The organism is Hyphomicrobium sp. CS1BSMeth3 (assembly GCF_900117415.1).
In the GTDB taxonomy this organism is placed as follows: domain Bacteria; phylum Pseudomonadota; class Alphaproteobacteria; order Rhizobiales; family Hyphomicrobiaceae.
The window spans coordinates 1,800,668-1,821,778 of the sequence record NZ_FPEI01000006.1 but is presented as its reverse complement, the minus strand read 5'-3'; the positions used below and the strand labels follow the sequence as shown (position 1 = coordinate 1,821,778).

General features: G+C 65.7%; 22 protein-coding genes. 14 read left to right on the top strand and 8 right to left on the bottom strand.

Features of this window, described 5'->3' with window-relative positions; all coding sequences use genetic code 11:
- Positions 1–4 precede the first annotated feature (4 nt).
- Positions 5–325, top strand: coding sequence for a YbjQ family protein (locus CS1BSM3_RS23540; protein ID WP_072391709.1), 321 nt, complete (start codon positions 5–7; stop codon positions 323–325).
- A 175-nt stretch (positions 326–500) separates the two neighbouring features.
- Positions 501–677 (top strand): hypothetical protein, encoded by a 177-nt coding sequence (locus CS1BSM3_RS23535; RefSeq protein ID WP_244540596.1) that lies wholly within the window; start codon positions 501–503, stop codon positions 675–677.
- A gap of 219 nt (positions 678–896) precedes the next feature.
- Here the strand turns inward: CS1BSM3_RS23535 and CS1BSM3_RS23530 are convergent, their stop codons facing one another.
- From CS1BSM3_RS23530 to CS1BSM3_RS23520, 3 genes are all read right to left on the bottom strand, one after another.
- A complete protein-coding gene (locus tag CS1BSM3_RS23530; protein WP_072391703.1) occupies positions 897–1,208 on the bottom strand; it encodes a DUF4286 family protein in 312 nt (103 codons plus the stop codon).
- Between the two features lie 70 nt (positions 1,209–1,278).
- Positions 1,279–1,557 (bottom strand): hypothetical protein, encoded by a 279-nt coding sequence (locus tag CS1BSM3_RS23525; protein ID WP_244540595.1) that lies wholly within the window; start codon positions 1,555–1,557, stop codon positions 1,279–1,281.
- On the bottom strand, positions 1,527–2,888 hold the full coding sequence (locus tag CS1BSM3_RS23520) for an LLM class flavin-dependent oxidoreductase (RefSeq protein ID WP_072391701.1): 1,362 nt from the start codon (positions 2,886–2,888) through the stop codon (positions 1,527–1,529). Before CS1BSM3_RS23520 ends, CS1BSM3_RS23525 begins: the two co-directional genes overlap by 31 nt.
- A gap of 269 nt (positions 2,889–3,157) precedes the next feature.
- Here CS1BSM3_RS23520 and glpX point away from each other — a divergent pair, with 269 nt between their 5' ends.
- Positions 3,158–4,153: a class II fructose-bisphosphatase gene (gene glpX / locus CS1BSM3_RS23515; RefSeq protein WP_072391698.1), complete on the top strand. Its 996-nt coding sequence runs from the start codon at positions 3,158–3,160 to the stop codon at positions 4,151–4,153.
- Positions 4,154–4,339: 186 nt separating this feature from the next.
- Here the strand turns inward: glpX and CS1BSM3_RS23510 are convergent, their stop codons facing one another.
- Complete coding sequence (locus tag CS1BSM3_RS23510; protein ID WP_072391695.1) at positions 4,340–4,957, bottom strand: LysE family translocator; 618 nt, start codon at positions 4,955–4,957, stop codon at positions 4,340–4,342.
- Positions 4,958–5,376: 419 nt separating this feature from the next.
- On the bottom strand, positions 5,377–7,146 hold the full coding sequence (locus CS1BSM3_RS23505; protein ID WP_072391692.1) for a carbamoyltransferase family protein: 1,770 nt from the start codon (positions 7,144–7,146) through the stop codon (positions 5,377–5,379).
- A 334-nt stretch (positions 7,147–7,480) separates the two neighbouring features.
- Here CS1BSM3_RS23505 and CS1BSM3_RS23500 point away from each other — a divergent pair, with 334 nt between their 5' ends.
- The 4 genes from CS1BSM3_RS23500 to CS1BSM3_RS23485 all read left to right on the top strand — a co-directional run bounded on the left by CS1BSM3_RS23500 (position 7,481) and on the right by CS1BSM3_RS23485 (position 12,242).
- Positions 7,481–8,641, top strand: coding sequence for an ABC transporter substrate-binding protein (locus CS1BSM3_RS23500; protein ID WP_244540648.1), 1,161 nt, complete (start codon positions 7,481–7,483; stop codon positions 8,639–8,641).
- Between the two features lie 243 nt (positions 8,642–8,884).
- Positions 8,885–10,762, top strand: a complete 1,878-nt coding sequence (locus CS1BSM3_RS23495) for an ABC transporter permease (RefSeq protein ID WP_072391686.1) — start codon at positions 8,885–8,887, stop codon at positions 10,760–10,762.
- Complete coding sequence (locus CS1BSM3_RS23490; protein ID WP_174263763.1) at positions 10,759–11,541, top strand: ABC transporter ATP-binding protein; 783 nt, start codon at positions 10,759–10,761, stop codon at positions 11,539–11,541. Before CS1BSM3_RS23495 ends, CS1BSM3_RS23490 begins: the two co-directional genes overlap by 4 nt.
- Entirely contained in the window at positions 11,538–12,242 is a 705-nt protein-coding gene (locus tag CS1BSM3_RS23485) for an ABC transporter ATP-binding protein (protein WP_072391684.1), read from the top strand. The genes CS1BSM3_RS23490 and CS1BSM3_RS23485 overlap by 4 nt, the downstream gene beginning before the upstream one ends.
- Positions 12,243–12,266: 24 nt before the next feature.
- Here the strand turns inward: CS1BSM3_RS23485 and CS1BSM3_RS23480 are convergent, their stop codons facing one another.
- Positions 12,267–12,800: a bactofilin family protein gene (locus CS1BSM3_RS23480; protein ID WP_072391681.1), complete on the bottom strand. Its 534-nt coding sequence runs from the start codon at positions 12,798–12,800 to the stop codon at positions 12,267–12,269.
- A gap of 258 nt (positions 12,801–13,058) precedes the next feature.
- On the opposite strand from CS1BSM3_RS23480, the gene CS1BSM3_RS23475 reads away from it, so the two are divergent.
- From CS1BSM3_RS23475 to CS1BSM3_RS23455, 5 genes are all read left to right on the top strand, one after another.
- Entirely contained in the window at positions 13,059–13,778 is a 720-nt protein-coding gene (locus CS1BSM3_RS23475; RefSeq protein ID WP_072394416.1) for an NAD-dependent deacylase, read from the top strand.
- 141 nt (positions 13,779–13,919) lie between these two features.
- On the top strand, positions 13,920–14,639 hold the full coding sequence (gene rpiA / locus CS1BSM3_RS23470) for a ribose-5-phosphate isomerase RpiA (RefSeq protein ID WP_072391678.1): 720 nt from the start codon (positions 13,920–13,922) through the stop codon (positions 14,637–14,639).
- A 37-nt stretch (positions 14,640–14,676) separates the two neighbouring features.
- Positions 14,677–15,174, top strand: coding sequence for a DUF2059 domain-containing protein (locus tag CS1BSM3_RS23465; RefSeq protein WP_072391675.1), 498 nt, complete (start codon positions 14,677–14,679; stop codon positions 15,172–15,174).
- A 9-nt stretch (positions 15,175–15,183) separates the two neighbouring features.
- Positions 15,184–16,566 carry a glutathione-disulfide reductase gene (gene gor / locus CS1BSM3_RS23460; RefSeq protein ID WP_072391672.1) on the top strand — a complete coding sequence of 461 codons (1,383 nt, stop codon included), beginning with the start codon at positions 15,184–15,186 and terminating at the stop codon, positions 16,564–16,566.
- A gap of 33 nt (positions 16,567–16,599) precedes the next feature.
- Positions 16,600–17,352 carry an SDR family NAD(P)-dependent oxidoreductase gene (locus tag CS1BSM3_RS23455; RefSeq protein ID WP_072391669.1) on the top strand — a complete coding sequence of 251 codons (753 nt, stop codon included), beginning with the start codon at positions 16,600–16,602 and terminating at the stop codon, positions 17,350–17,352.
- Here the strand turns inward: CS1BSM3_RS23455 and CS1BSM3_RS23450 are convergent.
- Together CS1BSM3_RS23450 and CS1BSM3_RS23445 are read right to left on the bottom strand one after the other, a co-directional pair.
- On the bottom strand, positions 17,349–18,386 hold the full coding sequence (locus CS1BSM3_RS23450) for a class I SAM-dependent methyltransferase (protein ID WP_072391666.1): 1,038 nt from the start codon (positions 18,384–18,386) through the stop codon (positions 17,349–17,351). The two genes, CS1BSM3_RS23455 and CS1BSM3_RS23450, sit on opposite strands and share 4 nt — an antisense overlap.
- A gap of 12 nt (positions 18,387–18,398) precedes the next feature.
- On the bottom strand, positions 18,399–19,529 hold the full coding sequence (locus CS1BSM3_RS23445) for an alpha/beta fold hydrolase (RefSeq protein ID WP_072391663.1): 1,131 nt from the start codon (positions 19,527–19,529) through the stop codon (positions 18,399–18,401).
- 89 nt (positions 19,530–19,618) lie between these two features.
- Between CS1BSM3_RS23445 and CS1BSM3_RS23440 the strand changes: the two genes are divergently transcribed.
- Positions 19,619–20,251: a LysE family translocator gene (locus CS1BSM3_RS23440; protein ID WP_210188824.1), complete on the top strand. Its 633-nt coding sequence runs from the start codon at positions 19,619–19,621 to the stop codon at positions 20,249–20,251.
- Between the two features lie 43 nt (positions 20,252–20,294).
- On the top strand, positions 20,295–21,086 hold the full coding sequence (locus CS1BSM3_RS23435) for an enoyl-CoA hydratase-related protein (RefSeq protein ID WP_072391658.1): 792 nt from the start codon (positions 20,295–20,297) through the stop codon (positions 21,084–21,086).
- Positions 21,087–21,111 lie beyond the last annotated feature (25 nt).

The window sequence follows — 21,111 nt, the reverse complement described above, 5'->3', positions numbered from 1 at the left end:
CCCTATGCGCCTTGTGACCACGGACAGGATCGATGATGAGAAGATCGTCACGGGCGAGGTCGTCTATGCGGTCGCGGTGAGCGGCGCCAACATCGTGCGCGACATGCGCGAGGCCGTCATCAACACGATCGGCGGCCACATGACGCGCTATGAGCAGCTCGTCGACATGACGATCGCGCGCGCGCTCGAAGCGCTGAAGGCGCGCGCCGCCGGTCAGGGCTATGACGGCGTCCTGGCGCTGCGTCTCAGCCATCCTGTGATCACGAACGGTGCCGTCGAGGTGGTCGCGACCGGAACGGGTTTTCGCTACGCGGCAAAGCCATAGATGGCAGCATCCGCCGCCGCCAATAAGCCCATGGCGCGATTCAGGGATTTGGGCGCAACACGGCTCTGCAAAACGCCGGCACAGGGGGTCACAAGGCCGGCCGAATCGTGTTGATCATGCAGCGATTGGCGCGCGCCGGCGCGCGTATGAACTCGTCGGAATGGGGGAGACCATCATGGTTCTGAAAGCACCGGGCATCATCACCTTCATTCTGGCGATCGTCCTGACGGTGTGCGTCCTGGTCGTGAAATTCTTCGGCGCTCAGATTCCGCTGATCCAGGGCAATGAGTTCTGGTTCCTGCTGCTCTCGCACGTGATCCTGTTGCTCGGCTGCATCATGCGCGGGCTCTGACAACGCAAACGGGCGCGCTAAAGCGTCGGACCTTAAATGCGACCCACGCTGCGCCGGCCTCATAGTCGCATTTAAGGTTCAAAGACGCTTTAGAATCATAGCGTTCCAAAGCAACTTTGGACTTGAAATTCACTCCCCGGCAGGCCTCGAAGCGAGGTGAATTTCAAGTCCGTTGCTTTAGCCGTCGCGCCCGCGCGATCGCCCGGCGATCCATCCCGCTCAGGGAAAAACCTGCACCCAGCCCGTGCCGGCGCGGTCGGAGACCGTGCCGAAGTACTTGTCGTACTCCGCGCGCAGCTCGCGCAGATGACCCGATGCCTGGAATTCCTTGAACGTCTCCTCGTTCTTGAATTCGTAGAGCGCCATGTAGTCGTATTTGTCCTCGCCCATGATGCGCTTGTAGCGCCGCCCGCTGATCGCGCCGTTGTAGCGCAGGACCTGCGGGACGTGCTCCTCGTCGTACCACTTGTTGAAGGCGGCCTCCTGATCCTTGGTGATCGTCGCGCGCACCATGAAAAGCGTGGCGGCCATGGGTGTTCCTCCAATTCTGTTGTGCCCGATTATGAAATCTTAGCCGCGAGCACGCGTGCGGCGCCACACCTCAGTAGGTGAGCGCCGCCTTTATCGAGATCAGCTCCTGGCGCGCATCGGGATAAGCCTCGTAGGCTTGGCCGGCGCGGCGATACCAATAGCGGCTGTTGCTCTCGTCGGGCTCGATCTTGTGCAGGACCGCATGGATCCAGCACGAGGTCGGGTTGCCCTCGTCGCGCTGGACGATGCCATGCGCCGCCTCCCACTCGCCGGCGAGCGCGTGGTCGATGGCCTGCACGAGCTCAGCGCGCGAGATGCTCATGCCGCGCCGCGCTTGACGTTCCGCCATGCGCCGACATCGGGCCGCGCAAGGCCGAGGTTCTCGCGCAGCGTCGCGCCGCGATAGTCCTTGTGATAGAGGCCGCGCCGCTGCAGCTCCGGCACGACGAAGCGCACGAAGTCCTCGTACGTGCCGGGCACGCACGTCGCGCCGACAACGAAGCCGTCGCACGCCGGCGCCGTGAAATACTCCTCGAACATGTCGGCCACTTCCTTGGGGCCACCGACCCAGGGATTGTTGAGCCGGCCGCGGCCGCTGATGCGGATGAAGTCGCGGATGGTCGGATTTTTCGTGCCGGCGTTTTTGAGCACGCGGTCGCGGATCGTCTGCAGGCCCGACATGGAGGCGATGTCCTCGTCCGTCAGCGGCTGATCGAGCGGCTTCGAGCCGAAGTCGAAGTTCAGCGCCTCTGACAGAAGCATGAGGCTGTCCACCTCGAGCGGCAGCTTGTCGAGCTCCGCGCGCTTGTCCTCGGCTTCCATCTTCGTCTCGGCGACGACCGGATGCACCAGCGCGCCGATCAGCATGCTGTTCGGATCGCGCCCCGTCGCGGCGCACTGCGCCTTGAGATCGGCGTACTCCTTGCGCCCGACCTCCACGCTCGGCGTGTATGTGAAGATCATCTCGCCCCATTCGGCCGCGAAGCGCTTGCCGCGTCCGCTCTGGCCGGCCTGGATGAGCAGGGGATGCCCCTGTGCCGAGCGCGGCACGGTGAAGGGCCCGCGCGACCTGAAGTGCGATCCCGAATAGTCGAGCCGCTTGACCTTCGAGGCATCGGCGAAGCGGCCACTCGCCTTGTCGACGATCAGCGCATCGTCGCCCCAGGTATCCCAGTGCCCGAGCACGACTTCCAGGAACTCGTCGGCGCGGTCGTAGCGCGCATCGTGCTCCAGGACGGAATCGCGGCCCATGTTGTGGGCCTCGATGTCATTGAGCGAGGTCACGATGTTCCAGGCCGCGCGCCCGTTGCTCATGAGGTCGAGCGTCGCGAACATGCGCGCCACGTGGAAAGGCTCGTAGTAGGTCGTCGAGTAGGTCACGCCGAGGCCGAGCCGCTCGGTCGCCATGCCCATGGCCATCATGCAGGCGACCGGGTCCATCTTCACGCAGCGAATGCCGTTCTCGACGGCCTCCGTGTAGCGCCCGCCGTGGAACTCGGGCATTCCGAGCCGGTCGTCGAAGAAGGCGAGCTGGAACTTGCCGGCCTCGAGCACCTTGCCGATGTGGCGATAGAAATCGGCCGACATGAAATCGGTGCGGGAGTCGGGATGGCGCCACGAGGCGGCAAAGTTGGAGCAGTTCTGCGCCTGCAGGAATCCGATCAGCGCCATCTGTCGCATGTGCGTCGTGTCCTCGATAGGGGTGATGCGGCTGCAGACAGTAAACGCAGCGATGAGCGGGCGCCACACTCATGTCCGGACATCAGGTCTGCCATCCCGGCGGATACCATGTCCGCACGCAGCCCGATTGTGCGTCGCAGCATAAGGCATTGATGTGCTTCATTGTTGCAGGCGGCTGGCGTATAGACCGCTCTGGTCGGCCATTCTGGGGCCGCCACGTGCACGGGCCGCGGGGGCCATGGAAATTCAGGCGATCGGAGAGGGCGGACATGTCGCAGGACAAGGCTAAGGTTGCTGGGCTGGACCGCGTGCTGGTGGTGGAGGTTGCCCGCGTGACCGAGGCGGCCGCCATTGCCGCGGCCCGTTTCCGCGGCATGGGCAACGCGAAGGGCGCCGACAAGGCTGCCGTCGATGCCATGCGCAAGGAGCTGGGCAAGATCCACATCCGCGGCAAGGTCGTCATCGGCGAAGGCGAGATGGACGAGGCGCCGATGCTCTATATCGGCGAGGAAGTCGGCATCGGCGACGGGCCGCAGGTCGACATCGCGGTTGACCCGCTCGAGGGCACCACGATCTGCGCCAAGGACATGCCGAATGCCCTCGCCGTGATCGCGGTCGCGGAGCGGGGTGGCCTCCTCCATGCGCCCGACATGTACATGGACAAGATCGCCATTGGGCCGGGCTATCCCGACGGCATTATCGATCTCGATACGCCGATCGCCGAGCAGCTCCAGAAGCTCGCCAATGCCAAGGGCGTGCCCGTCGATCAGATCAGCGCGTGCGTCCTCGATCGTCCGCGCCACGCCGAGATCATCGAGGCCGTGCGCAAGGTCGGCGCCGGCATCCGCCTCATCCCGGATGGCGACATCGCGGGCGTCATCTGGTGCACGGATCCGCAGCAGACGGGCATCGACATCTACCTCGGCTCGGGCGGTGCGCCGGAAGGCGTGCTTGCCGCGGCCGCGCTCCGTTGCATCGGCGGCCAGATGCAGGGTCGCCTCAAGCCCTCGAACCGCGAGGAGATCGAGCGCGCGGCGAAGATGGGCATTCCCGACATCAACCGCAAATTCTCCATGCAGGAGATGGCCTCGGGCGACGTGATCTTCTCGGCGACCGGCGTCACCAGCGGCTCGATCCTCGAGGGCGTGCACTTCCGCGGCGACTTCGCCGAGACCGAGACGCTCGTCATGCGCTCGGCGACCGGCACCGTGCGCCGCATCAAGACCACCTTCCGCAATGTCAAAATGAAGATGGCGGGGGTCTAAACTCGCGCCTTTGGCGCGAACAGGGCCTCGGCCCTGTGACCCGACCGGGGGACACCCCCGGCCCCCCCGTCTTTTGTTGACGGGAATTCGCGGTATCTGTTGCGCTTATAAAAGCGGGTGGGTTCGGGAGGGTGTCCCTCCCGATGGGGTGCGGGGCTAGCCCCGCTCGCGCCGTAGGCGCGAATGCTACGTCCGCACCGTCGCCGCTGCGACGCCCGCGCCGATCAGCAGGCTGCCGCCGATCTTATTGAACAGGCTGATGGCGCTCGGATTGCGCGCCATGGCGCCGGCGCGCGCGGCGAGAAAGCCGTAGGCGAGCGCGTTCGCGAATGCGATGACCAGGAAGGTCGCGCCAAGGATGAGCATCTGCGTGAGCACGTCGCCCTTCGGATCGATGAACTGCGGCATGAAGGCGACGAAGAAGGTGATGCCCTTGGGGTTCAGCGCAGTCACGATCCAGGCGTGCGCGACCATGGCGAGCGATGTCGCGCGATCCGTGCGCGCTTCCGTCTGCAGGCTGCCGCCGGCTCGCCAGAGTTTGATGCCGAGCCAGATGAGATAGGCCGCGCCCGCGAGTTTCAGCACCGTGAAGAGCGTTGCCGATGTCGCGAGCAGGGCGCCCACGCCGAGGAGCGACAGCGTGACGGCCGTGAAATCGCCGAGCGCGACTCCGATGGCCGTCGGCAGTGCCGCGCGCCAGCCCTGCCCGAGCGCGTAGGACACGACCAGTAGCACGGTCGGGCCGGGGATCATCACGAGGATGGTCGAGGCCGCGACAAAGGCGAGCCAGGCTTCGATGCTCATGGAGATGCCCCCAACATGTTGACTGCGGTTTCCGCCGCACCAAGCTCCGCCTTGTCGGGATCGTCAAGTGGGCCGCGCTCTAGCGCGGGTGGGGTTTTCGCTGCTGCTTTAGTGCCGCGGGCTGCTGGGAAGAAGTGCTTCGCACGCCTCCGTGGTGCCATGCCCGCGGCGGCCAGAGCGAGAGCGCGGTGTATGACGCGCCCCACTTCCCCCTCCCCCCATTGCCTTCAATGGGGAGGCAGCGGCAAACGCTGACGTCGGTAAGTGGTGCCGCCCCTCACCCTAACCCTCTCCCCGCAAGAGCGGGGAGAGGGGATGCTGGTGCGTTCGCGGCGCGCTCCAAGTCATAAAAGGAAGGGGGTTCGGGGTCTCCCCGATTGGGGTTCGGGGACAAGTCCCCGTCGCGCCGCAGGCGCGAACTACTCGCCACCCACCAAATTCTCTTCGCGCACCGCAAACGCCGTCCGCGCGCGCGCCTGGCTCTCGGCATTGCGGCTCTGCGTATAGAAATTGCCGAGCACGAGCACGTCCATCTCGGTCCTGAGGTAGCAGGACACGGCCTCGCGCGCTGTCGAAACAATCGGCTCCTGACGGTTGAAGCTCGTGTTGATCAGCACGGGCACGCCCGTCTCGCGCCCGAAGGCCTCGATGACCGCGTAGTAGCGCGGGTTCGCGCGCCGATCGACGGTCTGCAGACGCGCCGTGCCATCGATGTGCACGGCCGCCGGGATGACGTCGAGCTTGTCGGCGCGCACGCGCGGCGCGAACGTCATGAAGGGATCGTCCTGCGCGATTTCGAAGTACTCCTGCGCGTGCTCGACGAGCACGGCAGGCGCAAACGGGCGGAAGCTCTCGCGATATTTGATGCGCGCGTTGATGCGATCCTTGGTGGCGAGACGACGCGGATCGGCGAGGATGGAGCGATTGCCGAGCGCCCGCGGGCCCATTTCGAAACGCCCCTGGAACCAGCCGACGATACGTCCTTCCGCAAGATCGCGGGCAACGCGCGCAAAGAGCGTGGCGTCGTCGAGCCGCTCAGCCGCAAGGCCTGCCGCATCGAGCGCTGCGCGGATCGCCTCCTCGCTCTCCTCGAGGCCGTAGAAGGGATGCGTCAGCGTGAAGTCGCGCGGTTGCTCGTTCCTTTGATGATGCAACCAGAGTGCGGCGCCGAGCGGCGCGCCGGTGTCCGATGCGCAAGGCGGCACCCATACATGCTCGTAGTCCGTCTCGGCGAGGATGCGCGCATTGGCGACGCAGTTGAGCGCGACGCCGCCCGAGACCACGAGATGACGCGAGCGATTGCGGGCATGGAGGCCGCGCGCGACGTGCACCACCACCTCCTCGATGCGCACCTGGAGCGCACGCGCGAGCGCCTTGTGATGATCGGTGACGGGCTCGTCGTGGTGACGCGCCGGCCCGAAGGTCGTGAAGAACTTCTCGCTGAAAGGCTTGAGGAACGCGTAGCGGTCGAACTTGAAATAGCTCATGTCGACGTCGTAGCGCCCATCGTCGACCAGGCGGATCGTATCGCGGAAGCGGTCCAGATAGCGGTCGTCGCCGTGGGCCGCGAGCGCCATCACCGTGCCTTCCTCGAAATCGCGAAAGCCGAGATGGCCGGTGACGAACGTGTAGATCATGCCGAGCGAATTGAAGACATCGCTCTGCCAGATGCGTTCGAGGCTGCTGCCTCTGCCGACGTAGGTCGATGTGGCCGCATCATCGCCGTAGCCGTCCATGACGAGGACGTTGGCCTCCTCGAAGGGCGAGACGAAGAAGATCGCGGCATGTGCGTGATGGTGGCGGACACCATAGAACGGCGGAAGCTTCTGCAGACCGAGCGCGCGCGTGAGCTTGTACTTCAGCCATTGATTGAGCACGACGATGCTGAGGCGCTGCGCGGTGTTGGCGCTCGGGCGCAGCAGATTGAGGCTCGATGGCGTATTGCGCAGGATGGCCTTCAGGAAGGTCTTGCGCAGAACGGCTGCGTTCCAAGGCGTGACGATGGCATCGATCTCGCCCGGCTGCAGCCAGCCACCCTCGATGGCGGCCGCGAGGGAGGCTTCTGGGAACCTTTGCGTGTGCTTGATGCGGCAGAGCCGCTCCTCCTCGATGACGAGGACCGGCTTCCCGTTTTCCACGATCGCGATGCCGCTGTCGTGGGTCTCACTGGCGATGCTCAGGATGCGCATGGGCGGCGGTCGTCGTCGCAAGCCTCGGCGGGACACCTCATGGGCGCTCGATCGCTAGTCATCCGCAATCCGTACTCTGATTCGGCCGGGGAACCCCGTCCGTGCCTTCGTATGCTCGCCGCTCATGCCCGAAATTCGAGGCAGGCTGCTGAAATACCAGACACGGGCGCCAACTGGCCATAATATTTGAACTGAACGGGCCCTCCTTTGGGACCGACAGCGAGGCGGGACGGATGGTGCCGGACGTTATGCTCGAGCTGGTGCCTCGCCCCACCGATGGGATTAGGGAGCGCGGCAGAAGATGCGACTGGGCAGACTGGCAGTAGCCTTCGCGATGATGGCGGTAGCGGCCGCCCCGGCGTTGGCACAAGCGCCGATAAAAGTCGGCGAGATCAATAGTTACAAGGTGATTCCGGCTTTTCTCGAGCCCTATCGCAAGGGCTGGGAGCTGGCCGTCGAGCAGATCAACAAGAGCGGTGGCATCAACGGTCGGCCGCTCGAGGTGATCTCGCGTGACGACAACGGCGCCCCGGGCGACGCCGTGCGCGCGGCGGAGGAGCTGGTGAGCCGCGAGGGCGTGGTGCTGCTGACCGGCGGCTTCCTCTCGCATGTCGGCCTCGCCGTTGCCGACTTCGCCAAGCAGCGGAAGATGCCGTTCATCGCCTCCGAGCCGCTGACCGACAAGATCGTCTGGGAGAACGGCAACAGGTACACGTTCCGCCTCCGCGCCTCGACCTATATGCAGACGTCCATGCTGGTTGAGGAGGCCGTCAAGCTGAACAAGCGGCGCTGGGCGCTCGTTTATCCCAACTACGAGTATGGCCAGTCGGCGGTCGCCTCCTTCAAGCAGCTCATGAGCGCGCGCCAGCCGGGCGTCGAGTTCGTCGTCGAGCAGGCACCGCCGCTGAACCGCATCGACGCCGGCAGCGTCGCGCAGGCGGTGGCCGATGCCAAGCCCGACGCGATCTTCAACGTTACGTTCGGCGCCGACCTGCAGAAATTCGTGCGCGAGGGCACGACGCGCGGTCTCTTCAATGACCGGGTCGTGCTGAGCGTGTTGGGTGGTGAGCCCGAGTATCTCGATCCGCTGCGTGACGAAGCTCCCGTCGGTTGGATCGTGACCGGCTATCCCTGGTACGCCATCGACACGCCCGAGCATAAGGCCTTCCTCGAGGCCTACCGCGCGAAGTTCAACGACTATCCGCGGCTCGGCTCGGTGGTCGGCTATTCGGCGATGATCTCGGTCGGCGAGGCGCTGCGCAAAGCCAAGTCCACGGATCCGGAGGCGATCGTCGCGGCCGCGAAGGGCCTCGAGCACATGTCCCCCTTCGGTCCCATCAAGTATCGTGAGATCGACCATCAATCGACGATGGGCGCCTACGTCGGGCGCATCGGCATCCGGGACGGCAAGGGCGTGATGGTGGACTGGCGCTATGAGCCGGGCGAGCGTCACCTGCCGTCGGACGATGTGGTGAAAAAGCTGCGGCCCGAATAGCCGCGTCGTGTAGGTTTGTTGTGAGCGACGCGCCGTGACCGCCAACGGTCACGGCCGTCGTGTATTACTCGTGTGATGATCGAGAAATTCGCCACGTCGCGCGGCAAGGCTTCGAGCGAATTTCTCGATCTGAATCACACGAGCAAGAATTTATTCTAGTGTCCCTGTTGATTCCGAAGTTCGCTCGGGACGCCGGCCGGAAGGTGTGGCGAACTTCGGAATCGGGACACTAGCCGGGTCGCCATGATCGCCTCGTTCCTCATCCAGACGCTCAACGGGCTCGCGAGCGCGTCGCTGCTCTTTCTCGTCGCGCTCGGGCTGACGTTGATCTTCGGCGTCACGCGCGTCGTGAACTTCGCGCACGGCTCGTTCTTCATGCTCGGCGCCTATCTGGCCGTGAGCTTCTACGGCTACGTCGGCGGCGGCGTGCTCGGCTTCTGGGGCGGCGCGGTCTTCGCAGGCCTCGCGGTCGGCGTACTCGGCGCGCTCATCGAGCTCACGATCCTGCGCCGCATCTACCGTGCGCCGGAGCTCCTGCAACTCATCACCACCTTCGGTGTCGTGCTCCTGCTGAAGGACGTCGTGCTTTTCACCTGGGGGCCAGAGGACATTCTGGGCCCGCGCGCGCCAGGCCTCACCGGCGCCGTCTGGATCTTCGGCAAGCCCATTCCGCAGTACGACCTCTTGCTGCTCGTGCTTGGGCCGCTCGTCGGGCTGCTCGTCTGGCTGCTGCTCACGCGGACGGACTGGGGCACGCGCGTGCGCGCCGCGACCGAGGACCGCGACATGGCGGCAGCGCTCGGCATCAACCAGGCGCTCATGTTCACGGGTGTGTTCGCGCTCGGTGCGCTGCTCGCCGGCCTTGCAGGCGCACTGGCGCTGCCGCGCGAGCCCGCGAACCACAATATGGACCTGACGATCATCGCGGACGTATTCGTGGTGACCGTCGTCGGTGGCCTCGGCAGCCTGCCGGGCGCCTATGTTGCGGCGGTGATCATCAGCGTCGTCAAGGCGTGGTGCATCGGCATTGGTGACGTGCGCGTGTTCGGCACGGTCTTCTCGTTCTCGAAGCTGACATTGGTCGCCGAGTTCATCGTCATGGCGATCGTGCTGATCATTCGGCCTTGGGGCCTCTTCGGCACGCCGCCGGCACCGCAGCGCGTGACCGCCGCCTCGATCCTGCCCATGCCCGTGCCGGACCTGAAGCGCCTGTGGCCGCTCGGGCTCGTAATCCTCGCGCTTCTCGCCCTGCCGCTCATCGCCGATCGCTTCACGGTCGTGCTGGCGACGGACATCATCATCTTTGCGCTCTTCGCCGCGAGCCTTGGTCTCATCATGGGCGCGGGCGGCATGGCTTCCTTCGGGCATGCTGCCTATTTCGGCGCAGGCGCTTATGCTGCTGCCGTCGCCGCCAAGGCCGGCGCGCCCTTCCTCGTCGCGGTGCCGGCAGGCGTCACCTTTGCCGGTGCGCTCGCCGTGCTCTTCGGCTGGTTCTGCGTACGTCTCACGGGCGTCTCGCTCGCCATGTTGACGCTTGCATTCGCGCAGATCACCTGGGCCATTGCCTTCCAGTGGGACAGCGTCACGGGCGGCAGCAATGGTCTCGTCGGAGTCTGGCCGCCCGAGCTGCTCTCCGATAAGACCGCCTACTACTTCGCGACGCTGCTGCTCGTCGGCGGAGCCATCCTGCTCATCTGGCGCTCGGTGCATGCGCCGCTCGGCTATCTCCTGCGCGCCTCACGCGACTCGCGCATACGCGCCGAGGCCGTCGGCGTCGATGTGCGCATCATCCAGTGGCGCGCGATCATCGTCGCCGGCGCTGCAGCCGGCCTCGCCGGCGCTCTCTACGTGTTCTCGAAGGGCTCGCTCTCGCCGGACTCGCTCTCGATCCCGCGCTCTGTCGATGCGCTCGCCATGGTGCTCATTGGCGGCGTGCAGACGCTGGTTGGGCCGGTCGTCGGCGCCGTCGTGTTCATGACGCTGCAGGATTGGGTCGTGCGCGCGACGCCCTACTGGCACGCCGTGCTCGGCATCACGCTCATCCTCATCACGATCATCTTCCCGCAGGGCATTGTCGGCACGCTCCGCCAGTGGCGCCAGCGCCGGGAGGCGGAACCATGAGCGTGCCCGTGCTCGCCGTCGAGGAGATCGGGAAGTCCTTCAAGGGCTTTCGTGCCGTCGAGCGCGCGAGCTTCACTGTCGAGGCCGGCGAGCTGCTGGCACTGATCGGCCCCAATGGCGCCGGCAAGACCACCACCTTCAACATGATCAACGGCCAGCTCATGCCGGATCATGGTCGCGTCCGCCTTGGCGGCGAGGATGTGACCGGCTGGCCGCCGCGCGCGCTCTGGCGAGCCGGTGTCGCGCGCACGTTCCAGATCACGCAGACCTTCGGCTCCATGAGCGTCGCGGAGAACCTGCTCGTCGCGATCCTCTCGCGCGAAAAGTCTGCGGGCCTGCTCGCGGCAAGCAATGCCTCCCACGCCAGCGAGATCCAGACGCGGCTCGGCGAAGTCGGCATGGGGCACGCGGCGAACACACTCTGCTCCGTCCTGGCCTATGGCGATCTGAAGCGCGTCGAGCTCGCGATCGCCCTCGTCAACGACCCGCGCCTCCTTCTCATGGACGAGCCGACCGCCGGCATGGCCGCGCGCGAGCGTGGCGCCCTCATGCGTCTTGTTGCCGAGCGCGCCCGCCAACGTCGTACGGCCGTGCTCTTCACCGAGCACGACATGGACGTCGTCTTCGGTCATGCCGATCGCGTCGTCGTCATGAACCGCGGCCGTCTCATTGCCGAAGGTTCGCCGGAGGAGGTACGTGCGAGTTCGATCGTGCGCGAGGTCTATCTCGGTGGCGCGGCGCTTTCCGCGATCGGCGGCGGAGGGGAGAGCAGCGCATGACACTTCTCGAAATCCGCGATCTCGATGCCTGGTACGGGCGCGCGCAGATCCTGTTCGGCGTTTCGCTTGAAGTAGAGGCGGGCGAGGCCGCCGTTCTGATCGGCCGCAATGGTGCCGGCAAGTCCACGCTCATGAAATCGATCATGGGTCTCGAAGCCGAGCGGCGCGGCACGATCCGCTTCGATGGCGCGGATCTGATCGCCGAGCCGACGCATCGCATCGCGCGCCGCGGCATGGCCTACGTGCCCGAGGACCGCCGCATCTTCACGGATCTCACGGTCGCGGAGAACCTCGCCGTCGGCCGCCTGCCGCCGAACAGCGGCGAGGCCTGGACGCCCGAGGCCGCCTTTGAGCTTTTCCCACCGCTCGCCGCCATGCGTGAGCGCAAAGGCGGGCAGATGTCGGGCGGAGAGCAGCAGATGCTCACGATCGCGCGGGCGCTCATGGGCAATCCGCGCTTCCTGCTGCTCGACGAGCCCTCCGAGGGGCTCGCTCCGGTCATTGTTGAAGTGATTGCGGGCGCCATTGCCAAGCTCAAGGCGCGCGGTGTCGGTCTTCTGCTCTCGGAGCAGAACCTGCACTTCGCGCGTGCCGTCGCCGACCGCGCCTTCGTGCTCGATCGCGGCCACATCCGCTTCGCCGGCACACTGGCCGAGCTCGACGCGGATGCAGCCCTCAAGGAGCAGTATCTCTCGATCTGAGAGCTGCCAGGACCCGTGTGGGCCTCAGCTTTCGCCGCGCAGCGGGAAGCCCGGTCCTGCGGGGCCCGGCGTCTCCGGCGTGTTGACGCCCGAGAGCGGGTCCGCCACCCGGCGCGACTTCCCTTCGAAGTACGCACCTTGCTCGATGCCGAGCTGCTGGTGGAAGACATCGCCTTCGACGCGGCTCGAAGTCTGCAGCACCACGCGGCGCCCGCGGATCGAGCCGGAGACGCTGCCGCGCACGATGACTTCGTCCGCCACGACGCCGCCGGTGACGCGAGCAGTCTCGCCGATGATGATGTTGGCGGCGTGCAGGTCACCCTGGACCTGTCCGTCGATGTGCACCTCGCCTTTCGAGACGAGATTGCCGACGATCGTCAGATCTTCGCCGATGTGCGATGCGCCGGAGGCGACGCTCGTGCGCGGCGATGGTGCCGACTGGCGGCCGATCGATGACGGCGACTCGGCCTGATGTGAATGCGGCGTTGGCGCCTGAGGCGGAACGCCCCGGGGCACGTCGAATGCCGTTGGTTCCCGGTCCGACTTCTTCGTAAACATCCTGACGCAACTCCCTCACTTGTGTCCCGATGCGCAACATGCCGTCGCCGCCGCCTGCGGCTGCACACGCGCATCGATCAGCCGTGCTCCCCCGGGCGGACTATAGGCTCCGTTCCTCCGGATAGCAAAGCCTGAGCCTAAGGTCAGCCCATTTGCTCCGAACGCGCACTGTGCCAAGCTCCGCCTCGCTGCTGTCACAAAAGGGCGACCTTGATGCCGAACGGCGGCACTACGGAATCGCGGGCGGGGTTCGGCTGGATGCAGACTTTTCGGAGCATCACCATTCTGACGGGCGCGGGCATCTCCGCGGAATCCGGCATCGCAACTTTTCGCGACAAGGACGGCATCTGGGCCAAGTACGACTACCGGGACGTGGCGACGCCGGAAGGCTTTGCCCGCAATCCGAAGCTCGTGCTCGACTTCTACAACATGCGCCGCCGCGTCAGCGCCACCGCCAAGCCGAACGCTGCTCATTTTGCCCTGGCGCGCCTTGAGCGCGAGCACGCGGGCCGGGTCACCGTCATCACACAGAATGTTGACGCGCTGCACGAGGCCGCGGGGACGCAAAACCTCATTCACATGCACGGCGAGCACCAGAAAGCGCTCTGCGCGAAGTGCGGCGAGCGACGACCCTGGGGGCCCGAGTATCCCGATCTGACCGTCGAGCTGACCTGCCCATCGTGCAACGTCACCGGCAGCCTGCGGCCCGACGTCGTCTGGTTCGGTGAGATGCCCTACCACATGGGCCGTATCGCCGAGGAGCTCGCCCGCACGGACCTCTTCATCTCGATCGGCACCAGCGGTAACGTCTATCCGGCGGCCGGCTTCGTCGCCGAGGCCCGCGACCGCGGTGCACACACGGTTGAGCTCAATCTCGAGCCCTCGCAGGGCACGAGCCTGTTCGACGAGGCCGTCCACGGGCCGGCCTCCAAGGTGGTTCCCGAGTTCGTCGAACGGGTGCTGAGCCGTGCGAGCTGAGCACATCCGGGCCGCTGGAATGCGCAGGCTGCGGAACTTCACGCCCGCTTAGGTATTGATCAATACTGAATTGAGCAGACTGGCCAATTCACCGGATACCTGCCATAAGCCAGCCCACAGGGCGGACGACGGACTATCGGAATGAGCTTGGACGAGTACAAGCGTATGGCGGCGCGCGGCGCCATCGAGCAGGTGGCATCGGGCATGCGCCTCGGGCTCGGCACGGGATCTACGGCAGCACACTTTGTCGACCTCCTGGGCGAGCGGGTTCGCAGCGGTCTCGACGTCATTTGCGTGCCGACATCCGAGGCGACGCGCGTGCAGGCCGCCGCGCTCGGTATTCCGCTCACTACGCTCGACGAGATGCCGCTCCTCGACATGACGGTCGATGGTGCCGACGAGTTCGACGGCGCCTTGCGGCTGATCAAAGGCGGCGGTGGCGCACTGCTGCGCGAGAAGATCGTCGCCGCGGCGTCGGAGCGCCTCGTCGTCATCGCGGATCACACCAAGCGCGTCGAGCGACTCGGCGCCTTTCCGCTTCCCGTCGAAGTCGTGCGCTTCGGCTACGCCGCGACGCAGAACATGATTGCTTTGCTCGCCGCCGATCTCGGATGCCACGGCGAGATCCGTCTGCGCGTCGGCCGCGATCGCCAGCCTTTCGTGACGGATGGCGGCAACTACATCTTCGATTGCGCGTTCAAGCGCATCGATGAGCCCGAACGCCTGGACGAGGCGCTGAAGCATATCCCGGGTGTCGTCGAGAACGGCCTGTTCCTCGGCCTCGCCGACATGGCGTTCGTCGCCGGACCTGAGGGCATCGTCGTCATCGAGACCGAGCCCGTCGAGGACGACGGTCGCTGAATGCGACGATCACCTCCTCTCGAAGGAGCATCTTGAGATGACCCTTGCACGCCGCCTGCTCATCGCGGTGCTGTTCAGCGCCGCCCTTGCTCATGTCGCGACAGCGCAACAGCGCCCGTCGGATGATGCCTTGAATGCAGCACGTGGCCTCGTCGAGGCTTCAGGCGCTGCTGCGCAGTTCGATCAGGTCATGCCCCTGCTCGCAAACCAGATGACGCAGGCCTTCGTAGGACTTGCGCCCGATCGCGCGACCGAAATTCGCGAGGTCATGGCCGAGGTCGTGAAGCGTTTCTCGGCACGAAAATCAGAGCTGATCGACGAGATCGCCGCCATCTACGCCGACAAGATTTCGGCCGACGACTTGCGCGAGATCACCAGATTCTATCAGACGGGCGCCGGCCGCCGCATGATCGAGGTACTGCCCGAGATCACGCGTCGCGCCGCGGCCGTGGGCCAGGCCTGGGGACAGCGCATCGGCGCCGAGATCGCCCAGGAAACGCGTCGCGAGCTGAAGAAGCGCGGCATCGATCTTTGAGAGGCAGCGATGGCCAACTACGACTACGACCTCTTCGTGATTGGCGCCGGCTCGGGCGGCGTGCGTGCGGCGCGCATCGCCGCGGGCCATGGCGCCAAGGTCGCCATCGCGGAGGAATACCGCTTTGGCGGCACGTGCGTCATCCGCGGTTGCGTGCCGAAGAAGCTGCTCGTCTATGCGAGCCGTTTCTCGGACGAGTTTCAGGATGCCCCGGGCTTTGGCTGGACTGTGGGTGCGCCAACCTTCGATTGGGCGACGCTCATCGCCAACAAGGACAAGGAGATCGCGCGCCTCGAAGGTCTGTATCGTAGCGGGCTCGAGCGTGCCGGCGTTTCGATCCACAAGACGCGCGCTGTCGTGACCGGGCCGAATTCCGTGCGGCTTGCCGACAGCGGCAGGGAGATCACGGCAAAGGTCATCCTCGTTGCGACCGGCGGGCGGGCCAATGTCGATCCGAAGCTCGAAGGCGTCGAGCACGCGATCACGTCGAATGAGGCATTTCACCTCAAAGAGCTGCCGAAGCGCATTGTCATTGCCGGCGGCGGCTATATTGCCATCGAGTTCGCCGGCATCTTCGCCGGTCTCGGCGCCGAGACGACGCTCATCTATCGGCGCGAGAAGATCCTGCGCGGCTTCGACGAGGATCTGCGCGACGCGTTGACAGAGGAATACGCCAAGCGCGGCATTCGCATCGTGACCGGCCAGGTCTTTTCCCGACTCGAGAAGACCGCAAACGGCATCACGGCGCATTGCACCGGCGGCGGCAAGCTCGAAGTCGATCAGGTCATGTTCGCCATCGGCCGCAGCGCCAACACTGATGGGCTTGGCCTGGAGACCGCCGGTGTTGCGCTCGGCAAGGGCGGCCAGATCATCGTCGATGAGCACCAGCGCACGAACGTGCCGAGCATTTACGCGGTTGGCGATGTCTGTGACCGCGTGAACCTGACGCCGGTTGCGATCCGCGAGGGACACGCCTTCGCCGATTCCGTCTTCGGGAAGAAGCCACGCATTGTCGATCACGACTGGATCCCGACGGCGGTGTTTTCCACGCCAGAGATCGGCACCGTCGGACTCCCTGAGCACGAGGCGGCGAAGCGTCCCGGTGGCATCGACATCTACAAGGCCCGCTTCCGGCCCATGAAGGTGACGCTCACGGGACGCGACGAGAAGATGTTGATGAAACTCATCGTGGCGCGTGCGACCGACCGCGTGCTCGGCTGCCACGTGCTCGGCCCGGACGCTGCCGAGATCGTGCAGATGGCCGCAATCGCCATGCGCATGGGTGCGACCAAGGCCGACTTCGACGCCACCATGGCGCTGCATCCGAGCGCGGCGGAAGAGCTGGTAACCATGCGCGAGAAATGGACGCCGCCCGCCATTGCCGCGGAGTAGCGTGCGGGCCGGTTCGAGGGTAGAGGCGGTACGATGAGGCTTCAGGGGCGCATCGCGCTTGTCACGGGCGCAGGCAATGGCATCGGGCGCTCGGTCGCGGAGGTATTCGCGGGCGAGGGCGCGTACGTCTACGTCAGCGATGTCGATGGCGCGGCAGCCGAGAGCGTGGTCGCGGCGATCCGTGCCTCGGGCGGCGCTGCGACGGCGCAGACATGCGACGTCTCGCGCGGCCAGGACGTGACGGCGCTCTTCCGCACCATCCAGAGCGCGCACGGCAAGCTCGACGTCATCATCAATAACGCCGGTCTCAATGTGCGCGAGGACTTTCGCCATCTCTCCGATGCGGACTGGGTGCGCATTCGCGAGGTGAACCTCGATGGCGTAGTGCGTGTCGCGCGCGACGGCTTCGAGTTGCTGAAAACCTCGGGCCGCGGCTCGCTGGTCAATCTCGCGTCGATCATGGCCCATCGCGGACTGCGCCAGCTCGCGGCGTACTCCGCTACAAAAGGCGCGGTCTCGGCGCTCACGCGGGCGCTTGCTGTCGAGTACGCGCCTTTCAATATTCGCGTGAATGCGCTGGCGCCGGGCTTCGTCGAAACGAACCTCACGAGCCGCGTGCTCCGCAATCCCATGATCGCGAAGGCGCTCATCGACCAGACGCCGCTGCGCCGCTTCGGCTCGACGGAGGAGATCGCGCGCGCAGCGCTCTTCTTCGCGAGCGACGACAGCTCGTTCGTCACCGGCGCTGAGCTCGCCGTCGACGGCGGGATGTCCGCAGGGCTTTAGCCCACCTTCCGCCGCACCATCATCTTGGCGAGAAAGGCCGTCGCCTGTTGGGCGGCTTCGAGCCCGGCCTCATTGAACACGCCATCGAGGTCATCGATCGCGTAGTGGCGGTAGTAGGGCTCGTGGAAGCGCGCAGGGAAGGCCTCGAGCAGGCCATCCCAGCCCGGCCGATCCCCCATCTGCAGGCTGTCGATGAAGACAAGGAGCCCGCCGGGTTTGAGCACGCGCGCCATTTCGGCCGTGACGCGCCTGCGCACCTCGGGCGGCAGCTCGTGGAAGAGGAACACCGTGGTTACGATGTCCTGGCTCGCGTCGGGGAGTGGGATGCTTTCCGCGTTCGCTGCGAGCCATTCCACCGGGCGCAGGCCCTTGAGATGCCGGCGTGCCTCATCGAGATAGGGGCGCGACAGATCGAGGCCCGAGAGCTTCATCGCCGGATAGGCGAGCCGCACCGCGCGCAGGAAACGCCCTGTGCCGCAGGCCACATCGAGCAGCCGCACCTGCCGCTGGTCGCGTCCGTGCATGAAGGCTGCAATGGGGCGCAAGGCCTGCCGGCGCATAGCGCCAGCAGCACCATAGAACAGCGTCTCGACCTGCAGGTCGTACAACCTCGCCGAGTCGCTCGTCAGATAGCCGCCCGTCTGGAAGTGGAAGTCCTGCACGAAGTAGTCCGGCAGATCCTCGTGTTTCCCCGCGCTCTCGGCCGTCGAGGCATCGCGCGCATTGCGCCGCGCGAGCGCTGAGGGCAGATCGGCAAGCATGTCGCGAATGCGCGCGAGCTGGACCGGCAACGGCGGCTCGTCGCTCATGGGTGGGTAGAGACCGTCGCGCACGGCTGCGGCATCCTGCATGAGCACGCCCATGAGATCGCGCAGCAGCTCGGCCTGTGAAGGAATACGCCCACGCGGCTTCTCAGCCGGCGCACGGCCGAGCGCATTCGTGCGCCAGTCGACAAGTCGATTGAGGCCGAGATAGAGGCCGAAGCGTACGGCTTGCCCTGCGGCCTGTGCCGCCATGCCGATCGTGTCTGCCATTGCGTGCTCCGTTCAGCGTTGGCCTTCCAGAAACGCCAGAATGTGCCGCGCGGTTTCTGTTGGCCGCTCCTGCTGCACCCAGTGGCCCGCGCCTTCAATGAGGTGCACTGCGCTCATGCGCGTGCAGGCCTCGTTCTGCATCCGCTCGATGGCACCGGGCACCTGATAGATGCCCCAATCGCTCCGGCCGGCAATGAAGCAGGAGGGTGTGTCGATCGTGCGGCCCGACAGCAGCTCCAGCTCCGGCAGGAGGCGCGGTTCGATGCGCGCGCGATACCAGTTGAGCCCACCCTGGAAGGTCGTCCGCCCATACTCGTTGCTGAACACGCGCATCTCGGCCTCGGGCATCCACGCACAGGCGGCGATTTCCGCCTCGCTCGGCATTTCCTTGGCGACCGTCTCGGCCATGCCGTCCGTAAGATCCATGATGTAGTAGGTCGGCATCTTGGCGAGCTCATCCGCCGTCCAGCCCGCAAGCCGGCAGGGCTTGTTCGTCTTCCAGTCGGCGCTCTTGTGGTGGAAGTAGGCGCGCAGGAAGGCGTGCACGCCTTGGGCGCCGCCGTGCATGTTCGGGTTGGCTTCGCGCGTGCAGTAGTACGCCTGATAGTGCTTGCGCGGCCGCGAGAGCGCAGCGAGCGTCTCGTGAATGCTCGGCCCCTTCGAGCCGGGACCGCTCGCGATCGTAGGCGGGCCGGCGAAGGGCGCGCTCATGAGGATCATCGTGCGAAAGAAATCGGGCCTGAGCAGCGAGCCGAAGGCCGCGACCGTCGCGCCGAAATCATGGCCGATGATCGAGGCAACCTCGCGAATGCCGAGCGCATGGACGAGCCCCACGGCATCGCGCACGAGATTGAAGGGGCGGAACGGCGCGAGATCCGCATCGTAGCGGTTGTCCGAGCCGGTTGTGCGGCCATAGCCGCGTTGATCCGGCGCAATGACGTAGTAGCCCGCATCTGCGAGCGTCGGCATGACCTTGCGCCAGCTATAGGCGAGCTCCGGAAAGCCATGCAGCAGCAGGAGGCAGGGCCGCCCCTGCTCGCCGCATTCGAGCACATGCATCCTGAGGCCGTTGACGCCGTCGATGAAGCGCGCGCGCACGCCTTGCGGCAATGTCGGATCGTCGAGCGGAGCAACGGCGGGCATGATGAAACTCCTTAATCTCGGCAGATACTTTTCCGACCTGAGTGTGCTATATCGCCCCGCCACATTCCACGCTCGCGAGGTCCGCTGTCGTGCCGGAAATGTCCAACGTCGTCGCCTTTGGTCTCATCGCGCTCGGCATGGTCCTGACGCCGGGACCGAATATGATCTATCTCATCTCGCGCGCCATTTGTCAGGGGCGCCTCGCAGGGCTGATCTCACTGGGCGGCGTAGCTCTCGGCTTCGTTTTCTACATGCTGTGCGCCGCGTTCGGCATAACAGCGCTGGTGATGGCTGTTCCCTATGCCTACGACGCGCTTCGCTTCGCGGGCGTCCTCTACCTGCTCTATCTCGCATGGCAGGCCGTCAGGCCGGGCGGACGCTCTCCCTTCGAAGTGCGCGATCTGCCGAAGGACGGCCCGCAAAAGCTCTTCATGATGGGCTTCTTCACGAACCTTCTCAATCCGAAGATCGCCGTCATGTACCTTTCGCTCCTGCCGCAGTTCATCGATCCCGCTCAGGGAAGCGTGCTCTCTCAATCGCTGGTGCTCGGGTTTACCCAGATCGCCATCAGCATGACGGTAAATTCCGTGATTGCGATTGCAGCAGGATCGATCGCGGCGTTTCTTATCCAGCGCCCCACCTGGCTCGTCGTCCAGCGCTGGTTGATGGGAACCATATTGGCCGGCCTGGCGGTGCGCATGGCGACGGAAGCCCGCCGTTGAGGCCGGAGTCGAGTAAGTCACGAACAGCAGAAAGAGAACCGATATGAGCGACGATCCCGTCCTTTGGAACCTCGATGCACGCGGCGTCGCGACAGTGACCCTCAACCGCCCGCAGGTGAACAACGCCTACAACGGCGCCATGATCCAGGGCATCCACACGGCCATGGATACGCTCGGCGCTGAGGCGGGCCTCCGCGTCGTCGTGCTCAAGGGGAATGGCAAGCACTTCCAGGCCGGCGCCGATCTTACGTGGATCAATGGCGCGCGCGCCGGAACGCCCGAGGACAATCTCGTCGTCTCGCGCGCGACCGCCACCGCCGTCGATCGCCTGAACCGGTTGCCCGTCCCTGTCGTCGCGCTCGTCCAGGGCGGCTGCTTCGGCGGCGGCACCGGCATCGTCTCGGCCTGCGATGTCGTGATCGCTGCGGACAACGCGCTCTTCTCCATCACAGAGGTGCGCTGGGGCCTGCACGCCAGCATCATCTTCCCGCAGCTCAATGACGCCATCGGCGTGCGCCAGGTGCGCCGCTACGCACTGACGGGCGAGCGCTTCGGCGCCGAGGAAGCGCGCCGCATCGGCCTCGTGCATGAGGTCGTGCCGCTCGCGGATCTCGCGGCACGTGGTGAGAAGATCGTGGCGGCGCTTCTCGAGAACGCACCGGGCGCCTTGGCCAAGACCAAGCAGCACATTCTCGAGCACGCCTGGGGCGGGTTCGATGCGCCGACGCTCGACGCCCTCATCCAGAGCCACTCCGATCAGCGCCAGACGGCTGAGGCGGCCGAAGGGCTCGCCTCGTTCGCGGAGAAGCGCAGCGCGCGCTGGACGCCCAAATGATCGTCCGCCGCTGCGCTGACTTGTC

What these genes read in the sequence shown, in the direction of transcription:
- CS1BSM3_RS23445 (WP_072391663.1), bottom strand. Translation starts at nt 19,529, where the DNA reads ATGCCCGCCGTTGCTCCGCTCGACGATCCGACATTGCCGCAAGGCGTG.
- CS1BSM3_RS23465 (WP_072391675.1), top strand. Translation starts at nt 14,677, where the DNA reads ATGACCCTTGCACGCCGCCTGCTCATCGCGGTGCTGTTCAGCGCCGCC.
- CS1BSM3_RS23490 (WP_174263763.1), top strand. Translation starts at nt 10,759, where the DNA reads ATGAGCGTGCCCGTGCTCGCCGTCGAGGAGATCGGGAAGTCCTTCAAG.
- CS1BSM3_RS23455 (WP_072391669.1), top strand. Translation starts at nt 16,600, where the DNA reads ATGAGGCTTCAGGGGCGCATCGCGCTTGTCACGGGCGCAGGCAATGGC.
- CS1BSM3_RS23485 (WP_072391684.1), top strand. Translation starts at nt 11,538, where the DNA reads ATGACACTTCTCGAAATCCGCGATCTCGATGCCTGGTACGGGCGCGCG.
- CS1BSM3_RS23530 (WP_072391703.1), bottom strand. Translation starts at nt 1,208, where the DNA reads ATGGCCGCCACGCTTTTCATGGTGCGCGCGACGATCACCAAGGATCAG.
- CS1BSM3_RS23535 (WP_244540596.1), top strand. Translation starts at nt 501, where the DNA reads ATGGTTCTGAAAGCACCGGGCATCATCACCTTCATTCTGGCGATCGTC.
- CS1BSM3_RS23495 (WP_072391686.1), top strand. Translation starts at nt 8,885, where the DNA reads ATGATCGCCTCGTTCCTCATCCAGACGCTCAACGGGCTCGCGAGCGCG.
- glpX (WP_072391698.1), top strand. Translation starts at nt 3,158, where the DNA reads ATGTCGCAGGACAAGGCTAAGGTTGCTGGGCTGGACCGCGTGCTGGTG.
- CS1BSM3_RS23435 (WP_072391658.1), top strand. Translation starts at nt 20,295, where the DNA reads ATGAGCGACGATCCCGTCCTTTGGAACCTCGATGCACGCGGCGTCGCG.
- CS1BSM3_RS23450 (WP_072391666.1), bottom strand. Translation starts at nt 18,386, where the DNA reads ATGGCAGACACGATCGGCATGGCGGCACAGGCCGCAGGGCAAGCCGTA.
- CS1BSM3_RS23480 (WP_072391681.1), bottom strand. Translation starts at nt 12,800, where the DNA reads ATGTTTACGAAGAAGTCGGACCGGGAACCAACGGCATTCGACGTGCCC.
- CS1BSM3_RS23540 (WP_072391709.1), top strand. Translation starts at nt 5, where the DNA reads ATGCGCCTTGTGACCACGGACAGGATCGATGATGAGAAGATCGTCACG.
- CS1BSM3_RS23505 (WP_072391692.1), bottom strand. Translation starts at nt 7,146, where the DNA reads ATGCGCATCCTGAGCATCGCCAGTGAGACCCACGACAGCGGCATCGCG.
- CS1BSM3_RS23500 (WP_244540648.1), top strand. Translation starts at nt 7,481, where the DNA reads ATGATGGCGGTAGCGGCCGCCCCGGCGTTGGCACAAGCGCCGATAAAA.
- CS1BSM3_RS23510 (WP_072391695.1), bottom strand. Translation starts at nt 4,957, where the DNA reads ATGAGCATCGAAGCCTGGCTCGCCTTTGTCGCGGCCTCGACCATCCTC.
- rpiA (WP_072391678.1), top strand. Translation starts at nt 13,920, where the DNA reads ATGAGCTTGGACGAGTACAAGCGTATGGCGGCGCGCGGCGCCATCGAG.
- CS1BSM3_RS23525 (WP_244540595.1), bottom strand. Translation starts at nt 1,557, where the DNA reads ATGGCGGAACGTCAAGCGCGGCGCGGCATGAGCATCTCGCGCGCTGAG.
- CS1BSM3_RS23520 (WP_072391701.1), bottom strand. Translation starts at nt 2,888, where the DNA reads ATGCGACAGATGGCGCTGATCGGATTCCTGCAGGCGCAGAACTGCTCC.
- CS1BSM3_RS23475 (WP_072394416.1), top strand. Translation starts at nt 13,059, where the DNA reads ATGCAGACTTTTCGGAGCATCACCATTCTGACGGGCGCGGGCATCTCC.
- gor (WP_072391672.1), top strand. Translation starts at nt 15,184, where the DNA reads ATGGCCAACTACGACTACGACCTCTTCGTGATTGGCGCCGGCTCGGGC.